General features: G+C 42.3%; 19 protein-coding genes. 9 read left to right on the top strand and 10 right to left on the bottom strand.

Features of this window, described 5'->3' with window-relative positions; translation table 11 throughout:
- Positions 1–21: 21 nt before the first annotated feature.
- Positions 22–1746 carry an EAL domain-containing protein gene (locus Q4492_RS06455; RefSeq protein WP_303416435.1) on the bottom strand — a complete coding sequence of 575 codons (1725 nt, stop codon included), beginning with the start codon at positions 1744–1746 and terminating at the stop codon, positions 22–24.
- A gap of 321 nt (positions 1747–2067) precedes the next feature.
- Here Q4492_RS06455 and Q4492_RS06450 point away from each other — a divergent pair, with 321 nt between their 5' ends.
- From Q4492_RS06450 to folX, 3 genes are read left to right on the top strand one after another with little or no spacing between them, the layout of a single operon-like run.
- Positions 2068–2604, top strand: coding sequence for a heme NO-binding domain-containing protein (locus Q4492_RS06450; RefSeq protein ID WP_303416434.1), 537 nt, complete (start codon positions 2068–2070; stop codon positions 2602–2604).
- On the top strand, positions 2604–3566 hold the full coding sequence (locus Q4492_RS06445) for a sensor histidine kinase (RefSeq protein WP_303416433.1): 963 nt from the start codon (positions 2604–2606) through the stop codon (positions 3564–3566). Before Q4492_RS06450 ends, Q4492_RS06445 begins: the two co-directional genes overlap by 1 nt.
- Positions 3567–3619: 53 nt before the next feature.
- Positions 3620–3982, top strand: coding sequence for a dihydroneopterin triphosphate 2'-epimerase (gene folX / locus Q4492_RS06440; RefSeq protein WP_303416432.1), 363 nt, complete (start codon positions 3620–3622; stop codon positions 3980–3982).
- Here folX and Q4492_RS06435 read toward each other — a convergent pair.
- The 3 genes from Q4492_RS06435 to Q4492_RS06425 all read right to left on the bottom strand — a co-directional run bounded on the left by Q4492_RS06435 (position 3979) and on the right by Q4492_RS06425 (position 6927).
- On the bottom strand, positions 3979–5916 hold the full coding sequence (locus tag Q4492_RS06435) for a M48 family metallopeptidase (RefSeq protein WP_303416431.1): 1938 nt from the start codon (positions 5914–5916) through the stop codon (positions 3979–3981). The two genes, folX and Q4492_RS06435, sit on opposite strands and share 4 nt — an antisense overlap.
- A 56-nt stretch (positions 5917–5972) precedes the next feature.
- Complete coding sequence (locus Q4492_RS06430; RefSeq protein ID WP_303416430.1) at positions 5973–6566, bottom strand: LemA family protein; 594 nt, start codon at positions 6564–6566, stop codon at positions 5973–5975.
- 157 nt (positions 6567–6723) lie between these two features.
- Positions 6724–6927, bottom strand: a complete 204-nt coding sequence (locus Q4492_RS06425) for a 2-hydroxymuconate tautomerase family protein (protein WP_067862089.1) — start codon at positions 6925–6927, stop codon at positions 6724–6726.
- Positions 6928–7099: 172 nt separating this feature from the next.
- On the opposite strand from Q4492_RS06425, the gene Q4492_RS06420 reads away from it, so the two are divergent.
- Complete coding sequence (locus Q4492_RS06420; protein ID WP_303416429.1) at positions 7100–7750, top strand: DsbA family protein; 651 nt, start codon at positions 7100–7102, stop codon at positions 7748–7750.
- A gap of 74 nt (positions 7751–7824) precedes the next feature.
- Here Q4492_RS06420 and Q4492_RS06415 read toward each other — a convergent pair whose 3' ends face one another.
- Entirely contained in the window at positions 7825–8271 is a 447-nt protein-coding gene (locus Q4492_RS06415; RefSeq protein ID WP_067862093.1) for a cold-shock protein, read from the bottom strand.
- 249 nt (positions 8272–8520) lie between these two features.
- Here Q4492_RS06415 and Q4492_RS06410 point away from each other — a divergent pair, with 249 nt between their 5' ends.
- Entirely contained in the window at positions 8521–8733 is a 213-nt protein-coding gene (locus tag Q4492_RS06410; RefSeq protein WP_303416428.1) for a SlyX family protein, read from the top strand.
- Positions 8734–8744: 11 nt separating this feature from the next.
- Positions 8745–11063: a glycerol-3-phosphate 1-O-acyltransferase PlsB gene (gene plsB / locus Q4492_RS06405; RefSeq protein WP_303416427.1), complete on the top strand. Its 2319-nt coding sequence runs from the start codon at positions 8745–8747 to the stop codon at positions 11061–11063.
- A gap of 38 nt (positions 11064–11101) precedes the next feature.
- Here plsB and Q4492_RS06400 read toward each other — a convergent pair whose 3' ends face one another.
- The 5 genes from Q4492_RS06400 to mpl all read right to left on the bottom strand — a co-directional run bounded on the left by Q4492_RS06400 (position 11102) and on the right by mpl (position 15559).
- Complete coding sequence (locus Q4492_RS06400; protein WP_303416426.1) at positions 11102–11914, bottom strand: class I SAM-dependent methyltransferase; 813 nt, start codon at positions 11912–11914, stop codon at positions 11102–11104.
- A 25-nt stretch (positions 11915–11939) separates the two neighbouring features.
- A complete protein-coding gene (locus tag Q4492_RS06395; RefSeq protein WP_303416425.1) occupies positions 11940–12743 on the bottom strand; it encodes an undecaprenyl-diphosphate phosphatase in 804 nt (267 codons plus the stop codon).
- Positions 12744–13427, bottom strand: a complete 684-nt coding sequence (gene tsaB / locus Q4492_RS06390) for a tRNA (adenosine(37)-N6)-threonylcarbamoyltransferase complex dimerization subunit type 1 TsaB (protein WP_303416424.1) — start codon at positions 13425–13427, stop codon at positions 12744–12746.
- 111 nt (positions 13428–13538) lie between these two features.
- Positions 13539–14171, bottom strand: coding sequence for a flavin prenyltransferase UbiX (locus tag Q4492_RS06385; RefSeq protein WP_303416596.1), 633 nt, complete (start codon positions 14169–14171; stop codon positions 13539–13541).
- 11 nt (positions 14172–14182) lie between these two features.
- Complete coding sequence (gene mpl / locus Q4492_RS06380) at positions 14183–15559, bottom strand: UDP-N-acetylmuramate:L-alanyl-gamma-D-glutamyl-meso-diaminopimelate ligase (protein WP_303416423.1); 1377 nt, start codon at positions 15557–15559, stop codon at positions 14183–14185.
- Positions 15560–15784: 225 nt separating this feature from the next.
- On the opposite strand from mpl, the gene Q4492_RS06375 reads away from it, so the two are divergent.
- The 3 genes from Q4492_RS06375 (at position 15785) to Q4492_RS06365 (ending at position 18087) form a co-directional block, all read left to right on the top strand.
- Positions 15785–16786, top strand: a complete 1002-nt coding sequence (locus tag Q4492_RS06375) for a class 1 fructose-bisphosphatase (protein WP_303416422.1) — start codon at positions 15785–15787, stop codon at positions 16784–16786.
- Between the two features lie 103 nt (positions 16787–16889).
- Positions 16890–17423 (top strand): inorganic diphosphatase, encoded by a 534-nt coding sequence (gene ppa, locus Q4492_RS06370; RefSeq protein WP_303416421.1) that lies wholly within the window; start codon positions 16890–16892, stop codon positions 17421–17423.
- 208 nt (positions 17424–17631) lie between these two features.
- Positions 17632–18087: a hypothetical protein gene (locus Q4492_RS06365; protein WP_303416420.1), complete on the top strand. Its 456-nt coding sequence runs from the start codon at positions 17632–17634 to the stop codon at positions 18085–18087.
- Positions 18088–18415 lie beyond the last annotated feature (328 nt).

The following is an 18415-nucleotide window of genomic DNA, read 5'->3' as shown; positions in this document are numbered from 1 at the left end:
TACTATCTCTCCTGATTTCACCTAAGGACAATGAGCCCAAGATTGTGCCTGCAACAATTTTTTAAACTCTTCCGCCACTACTGGACGACTAAAATAATACCCTTGCACTTCATCACAATTCATTTCCTTGAGTTGCTGGAGCTGTTCCAGAGTTTCAACACCTTCAGCAACAACACGCATACCTAAATCATGGGACATGACGATCATATTTTTGACTAAATTTGTTTTTTCAGTCTCTGTCGAGAAATCAGTAATAAATGAACGGTCCACTTTTAGCGTATCAACAGGAAGGCGCGTTAAATAGTTTAAGGAAGAGTAACCTGTGCCAAAGTCATCAATAGCAATTTTGACACCTAAAGCTCGAATCTCTTTTAACACATCGATACTGTGCTCAATATCTTGCATCAAAAATGTTTCAGTCACTTCCAGCTCTATATACTCAGGCGCTAAGCCACTGTCTTGGATAATCTTTTTCACCTTAGTAGCCAAATCATGTTCAACCAGTTGGCGGCCTGAAACATTCACCGACATAACAAATGTGGGTAAACCCTCCTGCTGCCAAAGAAAGCTTTGAGCAATTGCCGTGGATAAAACCCACTCCCCGATCGGCTCGATTAATCCCGTTAATTCAGCAAGAGGGATAAACCTATCAGGGGAGATCAGCCCTTTTTTGGAGTGGTGCCAACGAATAAGTGCTTCAGCACCTAATATCTTACCGTTTGCAAGGGATATTTTTGGCTGGTAATACAATGTAAATTCATTACGCTTCAACGCTTGGCACAGTTCACTTTGCAAACTCACCATATCATCACGGTTACCATCCATGCTTTTTTTATAATGAGGATAAACATTAAGTCCTCTGTCCTTACTGTAATTTGCAGCTAACTGGGAACCTCGAACAAGCGCCTCCGCAGTTAGGCCATCGTCAGGATAGACCGAATAACCAGCACTAAAGGTCAGTAACAGTTCCCGTTCATCAAAGGTTATTAATTGCTTAAAAGGCGATAAGAGCGAGGTAATAAAATCAAACGCGCTCGCCTCGGTAAATACCTCTGGAACAAAAAAAACAAAAGCAGCCCCATTCATTAAGCTAAATTCAACATCCGCCCTGATTTGTTTCTTCAGCAAGGCATGAATGTGGTGTAACAGTTGGTCAGATTTCTGATAGCCGAGGCAATCATTAAAGTGCCTAAAATGCCTAATATCTAGATAAACTAGTGAGAAATGAGCCTGGGTTAATATTTTATGGTCAATACTCTCCATGACCGTCATCTTTCCGTAGATTAAATCGGAGCTAGCCCGTGCTACATTGCCAAGGTCGGAAACCACACCCAACTCATCAGAACTAACATCATCGAGAGGCAATATATTCTCTTGGCGCCAATGCTCAAAGGCTTGATCAATCTCTTCTAATAACTGAGCTTCATCCCAAGGTTTTTCTAAAAACTTATAGACAGCCCCACTATTTAAGGCTGCAATGACTGATTGCAGATCTGCATACCCGCTCAGAATAAGCCCTAATGTAGAGGGATATTTTTCTTTAATCTCGATTAAAAGCTCACCGCCAGTTTTATTCGGCATTCGATAATCAGAAAGTACGATGGGAAACGAATGATCTTCAAGAATGGCCAATGCTTCTTCTGGGCCATTTGCAATAGTGACTTTATAACCAGCACGGTGAAAAATCCGCTTTAAGGCTCTTAAAATTGAAGGCTCGTCATCAACTAATAAAAGGGATTTATCCATGGCACAACCTACAGGTAGAAGAAGCGGGTAGTACTCAGTATAACCGTTAAATGCAGCGGTTCTACCCTGATGTGAAGTTTCTAATATAACCTAATCAATAAATATATAGATTATAGAGGCCTAATCTCTCCAATCAGGATAAACAATGGATAGAGATCAAATATTGTCAAAAAAAGATTAACACCGATAAACTTCAGTAAAAGCAGAATCAACATAGCCTGACTCTATCGATAAAAAACAGCTATTATTAAAAACTAATTCACTACCTCTGAGATAAACAGATAAATAACCCAGATCTATATTGAGTAAACGGAGTAGATTATGAAAGGTGTGATTTTTAATGTTCTCGAAGAGATGGTAGTTGAACAATACAGTATGCAAGTGTGGAATGAGATTCTGGAATCACAATCTGTTGATGGTATCTATACCGCGGGTGAAAGCTATCCTGACGAAGAACTTTTCAACCTAGTCAGCTCAATTTCTGACAAAACAGGCATGATGCCTAATACACTTATTGAAGCTTTTGGCATACGTTTATTTAAAGGCCTCGCTACTCGATACCCTTTGTTTATTGAAGCAGAAGATACACTCAAAGGCTTTTTGAAAAGTATTGATAGCGTTATTCATACCGAAGTTCGAAAATTATACGATAATCCAAACCTCCCTGATTTTGAGTACGCTGAGAATACAGATGACACTTTATTAATGCGCTATCGCTCACCGAGAAAGCTCTGCATTCTTGCTGAAGGCCTCATTAGAGGCGCCGCCACTCATTATGATACAGCCATTACTATTGATCACCCTGTCTGCATGCATAAAGGCTCAGACCACTGTGACTTGATATTGAGGTTCATATAATGGGTATACAGGATCAAGAAAACGCTTATAAAGTAGCCTATGAAAGAGAGAAACGTGCACGCCTGAAAGCAGAAGAGCTATTAGAAAATAAATCGCGGGAAATTTTCCTGCAAAATGAACGCTTAAAAGAAAACTTGGATCTGCTACAAAAGCAACAAACCACCATATTACAAAACGAAAAGCTAGCTACACTCGGTACCATAGCTGCGGGCATGGCCCATGAAATCAATAACCCCCTCGCATTTGTAAAAAGTAATATAGAGTCCTTAGGGCGATACCATTGTTCATATACTCGGTTAATTTCATTTATACAGAACATCAATGAAGCGCTACCAAGTACAGTACAAGCTGATTTGGAAAAGCTCTTCGAAGAGGAAGATATTGAATTTATTCAAGAAGACCTTCCTGAACTGATGACTGATACAGTTGAGGGATTAACTCGCGTACGCGATATTGTGATGAATTTACGCAGTTTTGCGCGAATACAGTCAACTGGCCGCAGTTCTGCAAATGTAGTAGACGGTATTCTCAGTACCTTAAAGCTACTCAATAGCGAGTTAAAGAACACCGTAGAAGTAAAATTAGATCTTGAGCCAATACCTGAGTTTCCCTGCAACTTAAACGAACTTAACCAGGTTTTTCTAAATTTAATCATCAATGCCAAGCACGCGACAGAAGACAGAGAAAAACCAATAATTGAGATATCTACTCGTACCGTACAATCTGAAATTATTATTGAAATCACGGATAATGGTTCAGGTATGAGCGAGGAGGTAGAAAAAGAGATTTTTGTTCCTTTTTATACAACTAAGCCTATAGGCTCAGGTACGGGGATGGGATTAGCCATTGCTTACGGTATTATAAAAGACCACGATGGAGAGATCAGTGTTCACAGCATTGAAGGTCAAGGGACAACATTTACAATTAAGCTACCCACTCATCCATCCGAATCGATCGAATAAGCGTATAAAACTTACTAACCTAATGCATTAAGGTTTTTCAAGGAAACAGGTTCATGCTCAGCAACGCAATTATTAACATCACCAATCTTCGCCTACGTACTTTTATCGGGTTTAATCCCGACGAGATGCAAAAACAGCAGGATGTTGTAATCAATATTGAGATTCAATACCCCGCTAGCAATGGCTTTGCCAACGATGATGTAGAACAAGCCTTAAATTACAAAACAATTACTAAAGATATTATTCAGCATGTGGAAAATGGCCGTTTCTTATTACTTGAGAAGCTGGTTTCTGATGTCTTAGAAATCTGTAGCAACCATCCTTGGACTCGCTACGCTAAAGTCACTATAGATAAACCCCACGCGCTTAGATTTGCCGACTCTGTATCACTTTCACTGGAGTGGCAAAAAGATTAATGTGGCTCAATAAATAGAGGAATAGGCGCATCCATAACAACGGCTATACTTGAGACGATCTCTCTTTCAAGTGCAGTCACCTCGCCATCTTGATAGATACATTTTTTAATACCTGTAATAAGACGAGGTTTAAGGGTGGGATAAGCGTATGACAACGCATTGACCGCCCGAATAAAACGCTCTAACTCACACGCATCTTCAGATAGCAGACTTATATTATATAAGCCCGCTGAGCCAGCCCCTCGATTAAATGCTCTCTGTGCATCGGCTTCCTGTTCATGGCCTTTATGCGCAAGTACCGACAAGATCAATTGGTATTCATCACTCAGTGCTTTAGCCTCTTTGTAACGTGGTTTAGAGGCCTTAACCGGTTCAAACTCACCCGCTAAATAATGGCGCACAAGTTGATATAAACACCACTCAAAGAGATCAGTCTTCGCATCGGCTCTAATCAGTAGCAATAAAGTATGCTTGAACCTTTTATATTGCTCCTGCGACATACACTTCAGGGCCGGTAGCAATAATTCAATTAAAGGTAAACGAGCACTAATATCTAAATGTTCAACGACAGGGTAAAGCTGACGCATTAATGGCTCAATTCCCTTAATTCCGCTTTGCGCTATAACCTGCCACTGTTTCTCTTGCAGAGAGGGTTCTATATGAGTAATCAATAAATAACATACAGCAATGGCGCCAAAAGGATCATGAGCTTGTTCATGTAATAGAGCAGGAATACCATCGATCTCTCGCCTGATCTGATCTAAATCAGCACTTCCAGAAAAGAGCACTTCTGGATCTATACCCGAGGTAACGGCAGCACCAGTAATAATCGCCTGAGAAAAAGCCTCACGCTTTTCTGCTTGAGTTAGCTTCTCCTCTTCCTTTTTACGTTCACGTGTAACCGTACTTCGATAAAGATAATTACCGTCCCAATCGGGATCGACTTTTAAAATCCTATCCACTAACGGTGGATGAGTCGCCATCATGTTGCTCAGCTTGCTAATCGCTTGACCAAAAAACAGATGGCTGACTTCACTGCGATGGCTATCATTGATCTCTGTACCGCTACTATAACCACCGATCAACTTTAAAGCATTAGCTATACCCTCAGGATTACGGGTAAATTGAACAGCACTGGCATCGGCTAAAAACTCTCGCTGACGGCTAACAGCTGCACGAATAAGATTTCCGAAAAAGGTACCTAGCCAACCAATCACTAGTAACGCAATTCCCAGTACGGCAACCCGACTATCTGATCGACGACTTCGACTCCCCCTAACCAGCAACTCCCCAACTAAACCAATAAAAACAATACCATGCAATAAGGCAATAAGTCGCAGATTGAGTCGCATATCGCCGTTTAGAATATGACTAAATTCATGGGCGATAACACCTTGAAGTTCATCACGTTTAAACTGCTGAACACAGCCTTTAGTCACACCAATGACCGCATCCGCAGGTCCATTACCTGCGGCGAAAGCGTTGATACCTATTTCATGTTCTAACAAGTAAACCGCAGGAACAGGCATACCTGAAGCAAGGGCCATCTCCTCAACTACATTAAGTACTTGTAGGTGATCTGCATCTTCACTATTCGGATAAAGACGGACCCCGCCCAATGATTCAGCAACCGCTTTACCCCCTGAACTTAATTGAAACCACTTGTATAAAATGGCACAACCAACAGCACCCGCAACAGCTAAACTAACTAGACCAAAAGTATTCCAAGAAAACAGCGCAGCGATAGTTTGAGTATCGGTCTGTGATACAACACTCAATCCCCGCTGCATGGTCTCCTCTTGGGTGACAGACCAGACCACAAGCCCGATTAACAGGTTCGTAAGTACAATTAAGCCAACAACCGCTAATATGAAAAGAGAAACCAGCCAGCCTGTTTGACGCCGAGCCTTATCCTGCTGTGTAAAAAAGTCCATTTATCCCTTACCTAACAAGAATCTCTACTAATCTATTCATAGCAAAGTTGGGCATATTAAAAACTAACTTTAGGCGCAGCTTGGATTTCAACACTATCTTCAAACTCTAAGAGAGAAGCATCTTTAGGGTGACCAAACATGGACGCGAAAAATACAGGCGGGAAAGATTGTCGATAAATATTGTAAGCGGTTACAGCATCATTAAAAGCTTGGCGGGAGAATGCCACACGGTTTTCAGTGGTTGTTAACTCTTCTGAAAGCTGCATCATGTTTTCATTAGCCTTAAGGTCTGGATAATCTTCCATCACTATATTCATGCGCCCTAAAGCGCCCTGTAAGGCATTTTCTGCACCGGATAGCTGCTGTATTGCATCATCAGTCAAGGTGGCTGCTGCACCCTTTAAAAGCGCAGACGCTTCATTTCGCGCATTAATAACAGCTTCGAGCGTCTCTCGCTCATGGCTCATATAACCTTTAGCCGTTTCAACCAAATTTGGTATGAGGTCGTAACGGCGCTTTAACTGAACCTCGATCTGAGAAAAGGCATTTTGATGCCTATTTTTTAAGGTAACAAGCTGGTTATAAATACTTACTACATAAAAGACAGCACCTAGAACTATCACCAAAAAGACAATCGTACCTACTTCCATTATGCAGCTCCTTTGTTATGGATCATGTAAGCTTTCGACTATAAATCAGAATAGTCAGGGAGGAAACCTACTTATTAGCAGCTCTTCCCATCTTCTCTTAATTAACTCCGTTCAATCTGAGCGGCAATATAGAAAAATGCTATGATCTACTGAGGCTCTACTTTCCTTGTTTTCTTCTTTCAGTGATAACCTCCCCACCTACTCCCCAGTTATCGGTATTAACCTCATCAATCACAACAACTGTCGTTGCAGGGTTTTTATTTAATACATCCACTAAAAGCTGAGTTGCACCTTCAATAAGTTGTTTCTTCTGCTCTGCTGTCACAGCTTCATCTGTAATCTTAATATTAACGTACGGCATACTTCATACTCCTTGGATAGCTTGATATTTAGCAACAAGCTTAGCGTGCAAGATTCCGCAACACTATAAGATTATAAAGAAGCATCTATTCACTTTTTTTGAACAAAAATAATGAACTAACTTTTTAAATAACAGTCTCTTAGTGACTGACTACTTATTTAAAAGCTGACATATGACATCACCTACTCAAAATGAACAGGTTTATCCACGATTTATCTATGTATTAGACCCAATGTGTAGCTGGTGCTGGGCTTTTAGTGACACAGTGCATGAATTACAACGCAGTTACCCATTTCCTTGGACTTTATTCATGGGCGGCCTTGCTCCAGATAGTAATGAGCCTATGCCCATAGAGATGCAACAAAAGCTGCAATCTATATGGCAGCATATCGAGCAGCAAACAGGCACTCCTTTCAATTACGATTTCTGGTCGAACAACACGCCCAAAAGAAGTACATATGCTAGCTGTAGAGCAGTCATTAGTGCAGAAGAACTTTCACCGGGAAGCGGCTTAGAGATGACTCGCTTAATACAAAACGCTTATTACCTAAATGCAAAAAATCCATCAGAGTTAGATACGTTAATAGAGTTAGCTCAACAACAAGGCCTAGATATTTCCGCGTTTAAAACACTAATGAGTAGCCCAGAGACTCAACGCCAACTTGAAAAACAGATAAATGCCTCCCATGGACTTGGTGCTCAAGGGTTCCCTAGCCTCTTTATTGAAACCAAAGAAGGGATCATCAAAGCACTTAGTTACGGCTACACGGACGCCATCAAGATAAAAAGCAGAATAGATTCGGTGCTAACAGAGACGGAATAAAATGGGGAAGAGCATTGGAAGGTGTAACAGCGAGACTGAATTGATCAGTCTCGCTGGGCGTGCTACAAACAGGTTTAGTCGCGAACGACTGAAACATCTTCTGCTTGTAAGCCTTTGTCGCTTTCACGTACGTGGAAACGTACCTTTTGGCCTTCCGCTAATGAACGGTGACCACGACCACGGATATTGCGAAAGTGAACAAAGACATCATCATCTTCACCGCGGGTAATGAAACCAAAACCTTTTGACACATTAAACCACTTTACTGTGCCTTGCTCACGATCGTCATTCTCATCAATATACTCTTCTTCAGCACCATTAAATGCCGAAGCCCCAGATTGAGCATTGTTACCAAGTGCAGCAAAGAAAGATGCAGCAAATGTCACAACGAACACAACTGCTAACGCAGCAATATTAGATAACTCAACTTCTATACCAGCTACCGGACCCAACAAAACAGTTACCAACACTGCGGCGATAGCACTCACAATCAGACTACGAATCAACTGATTAACCCTCATTTATTATATTGTCATTTATCACATTAAAAACACTTAGAATTGGCAGCATAAATCATTATTCCCACCAACTACAGAGGTATATCTAATTTTATGATTTTTTTCAACAGCTTATGCAAATAAAGCGAATAAAAATCAAACACCGTTTAATATCGGGGCCTGATAAACTATGCTAGTAGGCTACGAATTAAGTCTTATCACAACCTTAAACCGAACACTGTAACATTAGCCATTTTAGAAACGGAAACAATCATGACAGAGCAGGAACGTATTGATGAACTGGAAACTCGCGTTGCTTTCCAAGAAGATACGCTGGATAAACTTAACAGTATTGTTTCTACTCAAGAGCTAGAAATACTGAAGCTAACAAGAATGATGAAAGTATTCAGTCAGCAAGTAAAAAGTCTAACTCTTGATCTACCTGCAAATAGACCTGAGGATGAGCCACCTCCTCCACACTACTAAGGTAAGTGCACATGATCCCATTGTTCGAGCGCGGCATACACTCCTTAGGGGGTATGTTTATAAATTTAGTAACCCGTCCGAAGTTGGTTAATCCACAACTATTATTACCTACACAACCAACCTCAGATCATATTTATTACATACTTGAATCCAATAGGCTCAGTCACAAACTTCTTTTAAAAAATCTACTACGCAAACAGCAACGCCATATTAAAGAGGAACAAATCCTTTTTGCTGACTCAAAAGGCCAAGCCCCTCTACGAGAAGCCTTAGAAGTTTTGGTTAATGCCCAAAACAGCAGTGAAAAATTTAATACTCTAATTATACCTGTTGCGATCTTTCACGGCCGCCTCCCTAATAGAGAAAAATCATGGCTTAACCTTTTGTATGCCGAGACCTGGCATGAAGCTGGGCCTATAGGTAGTTTTTTCCAACTTCTATTTAATGGCCGCCAAACCTTAGTCCGCATAGACAAAGCATTAGATCTCAAACAGCTACTCCAACAAGAAGATGATAGTGAAGCCACCGCTCGTAAAGCTGCCCGGGTATTACGCACCCATTTCAGCATCACTCGCCAATCAATCATAGGACCTGATCTATCCCATCGACGCACATTAATTAACCTTGTTATAAAAGATCCAAATGTACAGCAAGCCATTGATCAACAAGCCAAAGAACGAGGCACTAGCCGGCATCGTATTGAACGGCATTGCGCACATACACTCGATAAGATTGCTGCCGATTTTAGTCCCATAACTACACGTATATTAGATCCACTTTTAAACTGGGTATGGGGACGCTTATACAGAAAAGTTAGGATCGCAAATATAGACCGCGTCCAAGAGATCGCTAAAACCCATCAACTTATCTATCTGCCTTGTCACCGTAGTCATATGGATTACCTGCTTTTATCTTGGGTACTGTACAGACACGGATTAATGATTCCTCACGTCGCCGCAGGCGAAAATCTAAATATCCCAGTCATAGGGCCCATACTAAAACGCGGAGGGGCAATCTTTATGCGCCGCCAGTTTCATGGGGACCCGCTTTATAGCTGTCTATATAAAACTTACTTAGAACAGATGACCCATAGGGGCCACTCTTTAGAGTATTTTATTGAAGGGGGTCGCAGCCGTACTGGACGCTTACTGGCAGCAAAGACCGGATTACTCTCAATGAGCGTGGAGTCTTATAGAGACAATCCTCAAAAGCCGGTTGCCCTCATTCCTGTTTGGGTCGGATACGACCGCCTTGTAGAAAGTAAAAGCTATCAAGAAGAACTGTCAGGCGGAAAAAAACAGCAAGAATCTATATCCACTGTATTAGCCACCAGCAAAATACTCGGACAAAAATTTGGTAATACTCTATTGAGCTTTGGTGAGCCTCTTCTTTTAGAAGAGCATATTCACCCTGAGTACTCATCAAAAGAGGATGTAAAACAGATAGCAGCAACGGTTATGCGCAGAATAAATCAAGCGGCAGAAATAACCCAAAGCAGCTTGTTAGCCACCTGCCTACTAGGCGGAAGTCCATTACAATCGGTGGCAGAGTTAAGCGACAAAAGCTCTCGCCTACTTAACCTAATCAAAACGCTGAACCCCCAGCTACAACTCATCCCTGAAGGAAAACCTTCCGATTGGATTAACGAAGCCGCAAAAATGCAGCAAGTTAATCAAAAGATCAATTTAATTAAAATAGATCAACATCAAGCGCAAGAGCTGTGCTTCTATCGAAACAATATTCAGCATCTGCTTATTCTACCCAGTATGTATTTACTACTTGCGCACAGGCTTGAAAACGGTAAAACCCAAAGCATTAACCGTACAATTCGGATGATCTATCCCTTTATTCAGGCAGAACTTTTCTTACAGTGGGAGCTAACTGATCTCACAGATTTACTTAAACAAGTACGTGAAGCGCTGATCGAACAGAATTTACTAGAAGGTGATGCAGATAAAGGCTGGACAACTACTGCCAACCCTCTCGTGAACACCCTAATCCTAACCGCTGAACCTATTCTTTTACGCTATTACATTGTGCTACGCATACTCGCTCGCTATAACGAGATTAGCGCAGAAGATCTGATTGAAAGCAGCCAAAATATTGCCGAACATATTCACAAAGAGTATGGCTACAGCACGCCTGAGTACAAAGATAAAAGAGTTTTAAACTCATTTATTGAGCAACTTCATGCGTTAGAGTTTCTACGGGAGGAAAACGGTCGCTTAAGCTGTAATTTCGATACAAGCGCTCTATTCGCCCAAGCTAAAAAGATTCTGAAACCACATATGATTTCACTTGTGGATTATAAACTCGGAAGTAAAGGCTAATCCAAAACACTATAGGTATAAGCTCCTACCGCAGGAGCTTATAGTTTTTTCAGCGGATAAATATCGTAGCGGCTCGATTTCCCCTCAAACTGTAAAGAGGGTTTACGATCAGCTAAAAAAGGAGCTTTTCTAGGCCGTTTAACCACTACACGATTTTCTGCAATGGCCAGAGCAGCCTCTAATAATTGGTCCGCATCCAGATCATCGCCAACAACGGGGCGAAAACTACGCATCTCTTTTTTTACCAATGCACTTTTATCGCTATGTGGAAACATAGGATCAAGATACACCACCTGATAATGTTCCCCTTGTAACGCCTGTTGCTGCATCCACTCGATGCTATTCGCTTGATACAACGTCATACGCTGAATGATCTCTTCGACCTCAGGAACCTGAGCTGCTCGAGCAAGCCCATCATTAAGCAATAGATGAATAATTGGCGAACGCTCAAGCAAGGTTACATCACAACCCAAAGTTGCAAGCACAAAGGCATCTTTTCCCAACCCAGCTGTAGCATCCAAAACCTGAGGTCTAACACCCCCTTTAATGCCTACAGCTTTGGCGATCATCTGCCCTTTACCACCACCGAACTGACGGCGATGGGCAACTGCGCCGGACACAAAATCAACATAAGTAGCGCCAGGTGCTTTTTTCCCCGTTGGTTGCAACTGAACACCTGATTCAGAGATCTGAAGTAACAGATTAAACGCGGTTGCAGATGATGAGTCGATCAGGGGAAGTTTAAGATGACCAGCTAACAAAGCAGCTTGTTCGCTAGTTTGCTGATCTAACGCGATAACGGCAATCATGCCGTCACCACCTAGATCATTTGTAAAGTCAGATACAGACATATAAAGCACGTTCCAAACAGAGACCTTAGCTACTGGTAAACCAAACAACCAACAAGCACACGCCCAAAATCATACGGTAGATAACAAATGGCTGCATTCCAATACGATCCAACCAGCGTAAAAAGAAATGAATACAACTAAACGCACTAATACCCGCGATTATTGTACCTATAAGCACCATCACCCAAGGCGCACTCTCACCCTGATGATACAGATCTAGACCTTTAATGAGCCCGGCCCCAAGAATCACTGGAATAGAGAGCAAGAAAGAAAAACGAGCAGCGGCCTGACGCTCAAACCCAAGCATCAATGCCGTAGAAATGGTAATACCACTACGCGAAGTACCCGGAATCAATGCAAGCGCCTGCGAACAACCTATATACAATGCATCTTTAACCGTTAAAGCGCTTAACTGACGCGTTTCAACTCTAAAAAGATCGGCCCAACACAGTAAACCACCAAAAATAAGCGTTGTTCCAGCAATGACTAAAATTGAACGTAAGTTATGATCAATAAAATCATTCAACAGCAAGCCAACGATCAGTGCTGGGAATGTTGCTAAAATAGTCAGCCACGCCAAGTTTGCATCTTCGCAACGCTTACCGCTAAAACTCGCACTCCAAGCACAAAACATAGAGGCGAGATCCTTACGGAAATAGATCACCACAGCCAACAACGTACCAATATGTACACCAACATCAAAAGCTAACCCCTGATCTGGCCACCCTAAAAGCTGTGAGGGTAAAATCAGATGGGCAGAACTACTGATTGGTAAAAATTCTGTCAATCCCTGCAGTAAGGCCAGTATAACGACCTGAAAGAGTTCCATTTATTGTTGATCCTTTTTTTTCCATGCGACCTCGTCGCGGAGATAGACAGGCAAAGCCTGTTCCGGAGACATTCCTTTATCTTGCGCCCAAGCATCCAATGCAAGTACAAGTATATCTCTTGCAGATGGATAATAAGTTTCAGTACTGACTTTAAGGGAATTTTTTATCTGCTCTGACATTCCATCCAAATAACGCCAACCACTTCCAACAGCTAAGTACTGATCACATTCAAGACTCAATGCATTAGGCGCACTCACCTGCTCTTTTAACTCAGTAATCGGTAGGCCATTATCTATACGGTAACTTGCTACATAGATCTCATCCATTCGAGCATCTAATGCGGTTACTATCTTTTCAGCACCCTCTCGTTTTGCAGCAGAAACAGCCAATGATTCTAAGGTAGAGATTGGCAGTACTGGAAGGTCTGCCCCATAAGCTAAGCCTTGAGCAACCCCAGTTGCAATACGAATACCAGCAAACGACCCAGGTCCGCGGCCAAAAGCAATCGCATCTAATGCCGAAACAGAAATACCCGCCTCTGCTAACATCACCTCAATCATAGGGAGCAATTGCTGTGTATGCTGACGAGGGATTATTCGAAAATCTTCTGTGATTTCGCCGTTCAAACTCAACGCGACTGAGCACGCATCAGTAGAGGTATCAAGTGCTAAGATTTTTGACATTAAATTGGATCACTTAAACAAAGAATGAGGATAGGCATACAATGAACAACAACTCGTTGAGAATTCTACTCCGCTGAGCTGACAATTTCATCCATGCAACCCAACAGTTAATTAAATTAAGTCGTCGCCCCATCTAGGCAGCAAATTTTGTTCTATATCTAATTGATTCATAATCCTTGCTACAACAAAATCGATCATATCTTCAACCGTTGTTGGACGATTATAAAAACCGGGACTCGCAGGAATCACAATCACGCCCATACGCGTTAATTTCAACATATGCTCTAAATGGATCTCAGAATACGGCGCCTCTCTGGGAACCAATATCAGCTGACGGCGCTCTTTCAATGCCACATCCGCAGCACGCTCAATCAGGTTATTACTCGCACCTGTAGCAATCGCCGATAAAGAGCCAGTACTGCAAGGACAAACAACCATTTTACTCGGTGCCCCAGAACCTGAGGCGACGGGTGCCATCCACTGTTCACGTCCAAACACCTTTAGCTGATTGGGTTTAGCCTTATACAGCTGGCTCAAGAACTGCTCTTGATCCGCTGGCGTACCGGGCATTTTAAAATCTGTCTCAGTACTAATCACTACCTGCGCAGCACGGGAAATCATAACAAAAACGCGTTTGTCGGCTGCTAACAAGCACTGCAGCAGCCGCAATCCATATTGAGCACCAGACGCGCCTGTTATTGCTAAGGTAATCGTCTCTGGAGTATCTGCAACATTGGCATTCATATCTGACATGATCACTCCCCTTTTAACGCCGCTAATAACCGATGATGAATGCCTTCAAAACCACCATTACTCATAATGACCACATGGCAATCAGGCTCTAATGTTTTTACCAGATCGTTGATCAAGGCACCCGTATCTGAATAAACAGCGGAAGGAACAGCACTTTGCGCGGCAATATCATCTAACGACCAATCCATTCCAGGCGGTTGAAACCAACAAACCCGATCAGCATTAACAACGGAGTCGGCCAATAAAGCCTGATGCGTACCTAGACGCATTGTATTTGAGCGGGGTTCGATTACAGCAATAACTTTTGCATCGCCTACCTGAGCCCTAATACCTTGTAATGTGGTCTCAATAGCCGTTGGATGATGGGCAAAATCATCATAAACCTTAACGCCACGCACATCACCCAGTAGCTCCATTCTACGCTTCACGCCAGCAAACTCATTTAATGCCTCAATCGCATGGTGTGGCTGAACACCTACATTTCGTGCCGCGGCAATAGCTACCAATCCATTATTTACACTATGTTTCCCAGTCATCTTCCAAGCAACCACTCCCACCATACTTCCTTGATGCCAAACCTCAAACTGGGAACCATCATCTTTAAGCAAAACCGCCTGCCACTCCACCTCAGAAGAGGGGTCAAAACCCCCTATACGGGTCTGAGCCACATCAGTCCACACGCCCATATTAATAACCTCTTTAAGCGCTGACTCCTCTTGCGGAAAAATGATCTGACCATTACTTGGCACAATCCTAACTAAGTGATGGAACTGTCTTTGAATCGCCGCTAGGTCAGGAAAAATATCCGCATGGTCATATTCAAGATTATTCATAATAAGCGTGCGAGGATGATAGTGAACAAATTTTGAGCGCTTATCAAAAAAAGCCGTGTCGTACTCATCGGCTTCAATTACGAAAAACGGCGAATCACCTAAGCGTGCAGAGACACCAAAGTCCAAAGGCACACCGCCGATTAAAAAACCCGGCTTCATACCTGCATGATCTAAAATCCAAGCAAGCATGGTGGAGGTTGTTGTTTTTCCATGGGTTCCTGCTACCGCTAAAACCCATTTATCTTTAAGCAAATGATCCGAAAGCCACTGCGGGCCAGAGATATAATCGAGCCCTTTATCAAGCATATATTCAATAGCTGGATTACCACGCGACATTGCATTACCCACCACAATCAAATCCGGTTCAGGACTAAACTGCGCAGGATCAAAGCCTTGAATTAACGCTATACCTTGCGACTCAAGCTGCGTACTCATAGGTGGATATACATTTTGATCCGACCCTGTCACTTTATGACCTAACTGTTTGGCCAAAATCGCCAACGATCCCATAAAGGTCCCACAGATGCCTAAAATATGAATATGCAAGGTCCAAACTCCGGCTGATAAATAATTAAAAAGTAAGCAAATATATGGGGCTATCATAACAGTTTTGCGGGTGCGGTAACTTGTCCACTAAACTTTATCCACTATCCAGCGGAAAATCTTATAATAAACCGCGGAAAATGCTCTACAAACAATGCATTCTCTCTAAGTTTCACGTAAAATTCTTCGCCAACTTTCCAACTATTCTATCTGCGAGATAATACAAGAATGCTGCTCCTGAGCCAGTTCCTGAAACAACAGGAAACCGAAGACAAATTAGTCGATTTGATTGGCACGTTAATGCTTGCCTGCAAAGAAGTTGCAATCCAGCTTCGTGAAGGCGAATTAGCCGGAGTTCTTGGATCAACGGATAACACCAACGTTCAGGGCGAAACCCAAAAAAAGATGGACGTTATAGCAAATGATTTGCTGAAAAAGTTTCTTTTAGATAACCCGCTAGTTGCAGGTATCGCATCAGAAGAAGAAGACCATCCCGTTGGCGGCAACCCTAAAGGGAAATATCTCGTTATTTTCGACCCTCTAGACGGCTCTTCAAACATTGATATTAATGTTTCAGTAGGAACCATCTTCTCGGTACTAGAAATCGAAGAAGGCATGGATCCAACTAAGGACGAAGCCTATCTGCAGCCCGGCCGTAAACAAGTTGCTGCTGGCTACGTATTGTATGGCCAGTCATCCATCTTATCGCTATCAACTGGCCAAGGTGTGAATTTCTTTACGCTTGCCCATACGGGTGACTTCATTCTTACCCGCGAACAGGTCAGCATCCCTAAAGAAACAAATGAGTTTGCCATCAACATGTCAAACCATCGCTTCTGGGAAGAAGAGATGCGTAACTATATTGGCGACCTTCTCCAAGGCGAAGAAGGTGTACGCGAAAAGAACTTCAATATGCGCTGGATCGCATCTATGGTTGCAGAAGTACATCGCGTACTCACACGCGGTGGAATATTTGCTTACCCTTGGGACAGCCGCGACTCAAACAAACCAGGAAAGCTTCGTCTTATGTATGAAGGTAATCCGATGAGCATGCTAATCGAACAAGCTGGCGGCACTTCCAGCACATGCTATAAAAACATTCTCGACCTAGAGCCTAAACATATTCACCAACGCTGCTCTGTAGCACTAGGCTCCACTAAAGAAGTTGAAACATTGCTTACCTATCACTCAGAATCAAGTGATGGCCGTGCAGCAAAATTAAATACATAAAAGCATCAGTTTCAGCTTTAAGTAGTATTCTAAGCGCCTCACGCTGCGCTTATAATTCGAGTTAGATATAACCTTTTTAAAAACAGTTTACAGGAAGACAATTATGGGCTTCGCACAAGTACCCGCAGGTAAAGACCTACCGAACGATCTGTACGTTATTATTGAAATCCCGGCAGACAGCGCTCCGGTAAAATATGAGATTGAGAAAGAAGAAGACGCAATCTTCGTTGACCGCTTCATGGCGGCACCAATGTTTTACCCAGCAAACTACGGTTATATCAACAATACGCTTGCTGATGACGGCGACGCTGTAGACGTACTGGTTATGACACCTTACCCAGTTATTGCTGGATCAGTTATTCGCTGCCGTCCAGTCGGCGTACTAAACATGACTGACGAAGCAGGCGAAGATGCTAAATTGATCGCTGTACCTCACGACAAGCTAACTAAAGCGTATCGTGACGTTAAAGATATCGAAGATCTTCCACAGCTTGAACTAGACCGTATTAAGCACTTCTTCGAAAACTACAAAGGCCTTGAAGAAGGCAAATGGGTTAAAGTTGAAGGCTGGGGCAACGCAGATGCTGCTCGCGCAGCCATTGTTGCTGGCGTAAAAGCTTACGAAGCTGCTAAATAATTAGTATTATTTATGCAGTATAAAAAAACCTCGCTTCGGCGAGGTTTTTTATTATAAAACCAGCCTATATGCAGCTCATAGCCCTCTGCGCTAAGTCCTTATGCACACATTTACTTGCCGTAAATTGCAAGTTACTACTTCACGTATCAGTAAAAATAGATATACTTACCCCAGCTGTCTCAGGGAAATATAAGAATAGAGGTGAATAATGACACTTCCCAAACTTTGTATATGCGTTATAAGCCTTTTAATGTCCAGCATGGTCATGGCCGATAAAAACAGTTTGTTAGTACAAAACTATCTTAACTCTTTTGCCAGCCGCGACGCTCAAGGCATATTCAATCTAATTAACTGGGAAGGGGTTGATAAAGAATCTCGCCGCTCTCTACAAAAATACATCAAATCAGGCTTTAAAGGCCGACAGATTCGTCGTATTTATATAGATCCAATTGCTCAAAATGCTCCGCAATCATATGTCCAAGATGGCAAAAAGTATGCTTTAAACTTAAAACCAACTGGCCAACTTAATATTATTTACATCAACAATAAAGGGAAGCGCACGACCAGCACCCTTTTTGTTGGCGAGCACAAAGGACAGTTGAAAATTGGCAGCGCAATAGTTGCACCCGAAACCATCGCGTGCAACGGAAACAAAAGCTGCTAAAGCACCGCAAACACTGCGTCTAAAGGGTACATTTTAGGTCTTATAGACTTTAGACGCAGCCTCTTTATTCCAACCTCAGATCACAGCATATGGGCATCTCTGATCAGCATGAATCAGACAACAAATAACCCCATCTTCTTGAAAAACTTTCTATTGCTCAGCCGTGTAATCTAATTAAAATCGAAGATTCGTATATTTACCTGGAAGTTAGATGGCTGAAATAATAATACTAGCAGTTAGCGTCCCACTACTTATAGTTTGGATCTTAAGTCTGCGAAAGAACGAAAATACTGAAGAGCAAAGCTAAAAGAGCAAGCGCAAGGATTTG

Source organism: Neptuniibacter sp. 1_MG-2023, assembly GCF_030547185.1.
Lineage (GTDB): Bacteria > Pseudomonadota > Gammaproteobacteria > Pseudomonadales > Balneatricaceae > Neptuniibacter.
The sequence above is the reverse complement of the archived record's forward strand: the minus strand, read 5'-3'. Positions and strand labels throughout refer to the sequence as shown.

What these genes read in the sequence shown, in the direction of transcription:
- Q4492_RS06425 (WP_067862089.1), bottom strand. Translation starts at nt 6,927, where the DNA reads ATGCCGTACGTTAATATTAAGATTACAGATGAAGCTGTGACAGCAGAG.
- Q4492_RS06415 (WP_067862093.1), bottom strand. Translation starts at nt 8,271, where the DNA reads ATGAGGGTTAATCAGTTGATTCGTAGTCTGATTGTGAGTGCTATCGCC.
- Q4492_RS06395 (WP_303416425.1), bottom strand. Translation starts at nt 12,743, where the DNA reads ATGGAACTCTTTCAGGTCGTTATACTGGCCTTACTGCAGGGATTGACA.
- plsB (WP_303416427.1), top strand. Translation starts at nt 8,745, where the DNA reads ATGATCCCATTGTTCGAGCGCGGCATACACTCCTTAGGGGGTATGTTT.
- Q4492_RS06430 (WP_303416430.1), bottom strand. Translation starts at nt 6,566, where the DNA reads ATGGAAGTAGGTACGATTGTCTTTTTGGTGATAGTTCTAGGTGCTGTC.
- ppa (WP_303416421.1), top strand. Translation starts at nt 16,890, where the DNA reads ATGGGCTTCGCACAAGTACCCGCAGGTAAAGACCTACCGAACGATCTG.
- Q4492_RS06385 (WP_303416596.1), bottom strand. Translation starts at nt 14,171, where the DNA reads ATGAATGCCAATGTTGCAGATACTCCAGAGACGATTACCTTAGCAATA.
- Q4492_RS06400 (WP_303416426.1), bottom strand. Translation starts at nt 11,914, where the DNA reads ATGTCTGTATCTGACTTTACAAATGATCTAGGTGGTGACGGCATGATT.
- Q4492_RS06375 (WP_303416422.1), top strand. Translation starts at nt 15,785, where the DNA reads ATGCTGCTCCTGAGCCAGTTCCTGAAACAACAGGAAACCGAAGACAAA.
- Q4492_RS06455 (WP_303416435.1), bottom strand. Translation starts at nt 1,746, where the DNA reads ATGGATAAATCCCTTTTATTAGTTGATGACGAGCCTTCAATTTTAAGA.
- Q4492_RS06410 (WP_303416428.1), top strand. Translation starts at nt 8,521, where the DNA reads ATGACAGAGCAGGAACGTATTGATGAACTGGAAACTCGCGTTGCTTTC.
- Q4492_RS06420 (WP_303416429.1), top strand. Translation starts at nt 7,100, where the DNA reads ATGACATCACCTACTCAAAATGAACAGGTTTATCCACGATTTATCTAT.
- Q4492_RS06435 (WP_303416431.1), bottom strand. Translation starts at nt 5,916, where the DNA reads ATGGACTTTTTTACACAGCAGGATAAGGCTCGGCGTCAAACAGGCTGG.
- Q4492_RS06365 (WP_303416420.1), top strand. Translation starts at nt 17,632, where the DNA reads ATGACACTTCCCAAACTTTGTATATGCGTTATAAGCCTTTTAATGTCC.
- Q4492_RS06445 (WP_303416433.1), top strand. Translation starts at nt 2,604, where the DNA reads ATGGGTATACAGGATCAAGAAAACGCTTATAAAGTAGCCTATGAAAGA.
- tsaB (WP_303416424.1), bottom strand. Translation starts at nt 13,427, where the DNA reads ATGTCAAAAATCTTAGCACTTGATACCTCTACTGATGCGTGCTCAGTC.
- folX (WP_303416432.1), top strand. Translation starts at nt 3,620, where the DNA reads ATGCTCAGCAACGCAATTATTAACATCACCAATCTTCGCCTACGTACT.
- Q4492_RS06450 (WP_303416434.1), top strand. Translation starts at nt 2,068, where the DNA reads ATGAAAGGTGTGATTTTTAATGTTCTCGAAGAGATGGTAGTTGAACAA.